3 protein-coding genes and 1 other RNA gene are annotated in these 4436 nt (G+C 40.1%); 2 read left to right on the plus strand and 2 right to left on the minus strand.

Going from position 1 to position 4436, the window contains the following annotated elements:
* Positions 1 to 137: 137 nt before the first annotated feature.
* Positions 138 to 1154 carry a tRNA dihydrouridine(20/20a) synthase DusA gene (dusA, locus tag JR005_RS01615; protein ID WP_218665474.1) on the minus strand — a complete coding sequence of 339 codons (1017 nt, stop codon included), beginning with the start codon at positions 1152 to 1154 and terminating at the stop codon, positions 138 to 140.
* A gap of 489 nt (positions 1155 to 1643) precedes the next feature.
* Positions 1644 to 2003: a transfer-messenger RNA gene (gene ssrA, locus JR005_RS01620) on the minus strand.
* Between the two features lie 130 nt (positions 2004 to 2133).
* Between ssrA and glpK the strand changes: the two genes are divergently transcribed.
* Entirely contained in the window at positions 2134 to 3621 is a 1488-nt protein-coding gene (gene glpK, locus JR005_RS01625; protein WP_218665475.1) for a glycerol kinase GlpK, read from the plus strand.
* A 345-nt stretch (positions 3622 to 3966) separates the two neighbouring features.
* The coding region (locus JR005_RS01630) for a hypothetical protein (protein ID WP_218665780.1) at positions 3967 to 4436 on the plus strand (470 nt) is incomplete at its 3' end.

Genomic DNA, 4436 nt, shown 5'->3' on the forward strand with positions numbered 1-4436 from the left:
CTTTTAATTGAGTTTTCTTATTTAATTTACAATTGGTTAGCTTCATTTTTCTAGATTAGCACATCGCGAATCTAGTACAGCCCTTAAAAAATTAATATTCTACGCTCAGCATTACATGACAAAGTTTTTTTAAATCCTTATATATGCTGTTCTTGCTGAGATTCTTCTGATCGTTGAATAGTTTCACGAATATTAAGTAGAGCATTTTCAATATCGGTGAGCGACTTGGCATTTCCTCCACTCAGGGCTTGTCGCCATTTACGTGCACCTGGAAGATTTTGAAATAAACCTAAAATATGACGAGTGATAATCGAAAGAGGTGCACCTTCGGCTAAACGTTTTTCGATATAAGGCATCATCTGTTGCATGATGTTAAATCGATCTGGCATGTCTAAGTTCCAGAATTGTCCAAATTCCGCAAGTAAATAAGGATTATGATAGGCTTCACGACCAATCATGACGCCATCTACATGTTGCAGGTGTTGTTGTGTTTCTTCAAAAGTCTTGATGCCACCATTAATTTCAATGGTCAAATTTGGACGTTCACGTTTTAAACGATAGACATCTTCATAGCGTAATGGAGGAACTTCGCGATTTTCCTTCGGTGATAAACCCTGCAAAATCGCAATGCGAGCATGTACTACAAAATGCGTACAACCAGTTGCAGCAACAGTATCTACAAAATGCAGCATTTCGTCATAAGACTGCATATCATCTATCCCAATCCGATGTTTGACTGTCACGGGAATAGTGACGGTTTTTTGCATCTGATCAATGCATTCAGCAACAAGGTTAGGTTCAGCCATTAGACATGCGCCAATTTTATTGTTTTGGACACGATCGCTTGGACAGCCAACATTTAGATTGACTTCGTTATAGCCCCAATCTTCGGCCATTTTTGTGCAGGTTGCTAAATCTTGAGGGTTTGAACCACCGAGTTGTAAGACAATCGGATGCTCTTGTGAATTAAAATCTAAGTGGCGTTTAGCATCGCCATGAATAATCGCGCCTGTCGTTACCATTTCGGTATACAGCACAATATTGGGATTAAATAGTCGTGCAAAAAAACGGTAGTCTCGGGTTGTCCAATCCATCATCGGGGCAACACTAATTCTGAAATCTTTAGTATTTTCAATTTTTTCTGATTTAATCATTAAAAATCACCCACATATGTTGATGTTGATACTAAATTATTTGCAACCATTCAGGCCTAATTTGCACCGTTTCGATTAGAGTCTATGCCATCTTTGAGCCATAAAGGCACAAATTTTATGGTGTAAATTTTGCGGGTACTATACCACAATGAAAACTTAAGCATGAAACAATCCGTTATCGTGTGAAGATCAGAATTAATAAAAAGAATTTCCTGTATTTAAAGAAAGTCAGACATTTTTTACCAAGCGTTTGACTGGCTTTTAAATCGATAAGCAGGAAGCAGAAATTGATAAAATCCAGAAATTTTATTTGAGTCAACCAAATTCGATGGGGATAAGATGGGTAAATTTACCCATATTTTACCCAGACAAAGCAAAAATGTAGTCAAAATATATCACATTGCATCGGCAAACAACCAAATAAAAAAGCCTTTAAGCATTGAACTTAAAGGCTTTTTATATTTCATCGGATTGCTCCGAATCGAATTTTGGTGGAGGTGGCGGGAGTTGAACCCGCGTCCGCCAGCACTACACTCGAGAATACTACATGCTTAGATATCGTCTATTGTTTTAACACCAAGTGACCCGACGAACAGGGTACAAGTTGCGATCCTCTAAGTTTGGTATAAAGTCCCGAGGCTTGACTCTATACGGACTTGTGTGCGTGCGCTACAGTCGGGTTCCTAAACCACAAGTATTCTAGGAAGCGGACAAGCGGCCCTTAGGCAGCTAGAGCGTAAGTTTCGTCGTTTGCGACTATTAAAATGCAAATTTTATTTACGAGAGAAAATGCGCTCTCGGCATGCATCTATGAGCTTCATCACCAGCGTCGAAGCCAATAACACCCCCAGATGAGTTCATACATCATAACACAGGCGGCAAAAATTGCTATGCAATTTATAACCAACTAGATTCTACTGATGTATTTAACATGATAATTGAGATAATATTTTATTTTTCAAGTCTATCTATAACAAATATGAGCTATTTACTTGCACTCGATCAGGGAACGACTTCTAGCCGCGCGATTATTTTTGATGAACAGGGACGTGTTCATGCAACCGCTCAACGTGAAACAAAAATAAGAACCCCACATTCAGGTTGGGTCGAACAAGATGCCGATGAAATCTGGTCAAGTCAGATAGCAGTGGTACAGCAGGCTTTAGCCTCTGCACATGTCTTGGCAAAGGATATTAAAGCGCTAGGACTGACCAATCAGCGTGAAACGACGGTGGTATGGGATAAACGTACTGGCAAAGCACTAGCACCTGCTATTATTTGGCAGGATCGTCGTGCGACAGACTGGTGCAGTGGCCTAATTCAACAAAAATTGCAGGATAAAGTCCACCATAAAACAGGACTGAGAATCGACCCCTACTTTAGCGCAGGCAAATTGGTCTGGCTGCTTGAAAATGTAGACGGACTAAGAGCGCTCGCAAAGCAAGGACATGTTGCTTTTGGAACGATCGATAGTTGGTTAATCTGGAATTTAACTCAAGGTGCAGAACACGTCATTGAAGTCAGTAATGCTTCAAGAACCATGCTCATGAATCTTCAGACTCAAAGCTGGGATGAAGAATTGCTCGAATTGTTTCATATCCCGGCTTCGGTTCTTCCAACCATTATTTCATCTGATGCTTATATAGCTGATACAGCACCAGGGCTGTTGGGTAGCACCATTCCGATCACGGGTGTTTTAGGTGATCAGCAAGCAGCCCTATTTGGACAGTCATGCTTTGAAATAGGTACAGCAAAAAATACCTATGGAACAGGATGCTTCATGCTGTTTAATACTGGCGAGGAATTACAATTTAGTCAGAATCAACTGCTGACCACGCTGGCATGGCAATGTCAGAATCAAACCCGCTATGCGCTTGAAGGAAGTGTATTTATGGCTGGCGCAATTGTACAGTGGTTACGTGATGGTTTGGGCATTATTCAGAGCAGTGTTCAGGTTGAACAATTGGCCAATCAGGTTAAAAGCAGTGAGGGCGTAGTATTAGTTCCCGCTTTCACGGGCTTGGGTGCACCACACTGGGACAGTGAAGCACGTGCGTTATTGTGCGGGATGTCACGTGGAACCAATAAAGCCCACATAGCGCGGGCGGCGCTTGAATCGATTGCTTTTCAAGTGTCGGATGTGCTTTGTGCCATGCAGTCGGATTTATCCCAACCTTTAAAAGAATTACGAGTCGATGGTGGGGCGAGTCAGAATGATATGCTGATGCAATTTCAAGCAGATATTCTCAACGTCCCTGTATTACGGCCTAAAATGCTTGAATCAACGGCTTGGGGGGCGGCCGCGATGGCAGGTCTAAAGTCTGGCCTTTTTTCAAATCTCAACGAAATCGCTGAGTCTTGGCAACTTGATCGTGCCTTTGAACCTCAAATGAACGAAGATGAACGTTCTCACCATCTTGAACGATGGCATCATGCGTTAAAACGTGCCAAATCAGATTTATATTGATCGTAAATTTTCATCGATTATTTCTATTTATCAAATTAGTGTCGCTCTTAATATATTTATATGTGAGCTCTCATCATATTTATATGTGAGCTCTCATCATTATTATTTAATTCAGAACTAAATCCAGTAAAAATTGATTTATTTAAATTCTTTTTTACCAAATTTTAGCCAAATAACACTAAAGTAATACCATGATAAATTTATATTTTTTTATAAATGTTTCAAACTTGTGAAATATTATTACATTCCTTAAAACACTTTTTAAGGTTCAGGCGATAGCATCATTCCGCCAAGCAAATACATTGTTATTGATATGTGTAAATAATGTAAGAACGAGTTTGAACGATGATTTATGACGGACAAGTAGCAGATAGTTATCAAACACAGAATGCACCGCAAGTGACTGTGACTGAAAACAGGGAAAGATCAGCACCGTTTTCTTTTGGATCGGATGGTTCACGTAGCCAGATCGATATCCACAAATTCGTTGCTAAATTAAAAAGTATCAGTGGTAACTATAGCACAGCAAAATGTGCCAAAAGTGTTCGTATCGCTTTGCAATCTGCGGGTGCCAAGATCGTCAGTCACCCTATTGCTGCTTCTGACTGGGGCGATACTTTAACCAAAATTGGTTATCGACAAATTCAACCTGAGTTTGATCATCCACAAAAGGGTGACATTTATATTATTAAACGCACCCCAAATCATGTGTATGGACATATTGCAGGCTACAGCGGCAGCCAGTGGATTTCTGATTTTAAACAGCAAAGTTATGATGTCTATAAAGATGGTAATGTAACCTATAGCTATTACCG

It is taken from the genome of Acinetobacter sp. Colony158, assembly GCF_019264745.1.
In the GTDB taxonomy this organism is placed as follows: Bacteria; Pseudomonadota; Gammaproteobacteria; order Pseudomonadales; family Moraxellaceae; genus Acinetobacter; species Acinetobacter ursingii.

Bases quoted from the DNA above. Each gene is read 5' to 3' on its own strand.
- glpK (WP_218665475.1), top strand. From the start codon at position 2,134: ATGAGCTATTTACTTGCACTCGATCAGGGAACGACTTCTAGCCGCGCG.
- dusA (WP_218665474.1), bottom strand. From the start codon at position 1,154: ATGATTAAATCAGAAAAAATTGAAAATACTAAAGATTTCAGAATTAGT.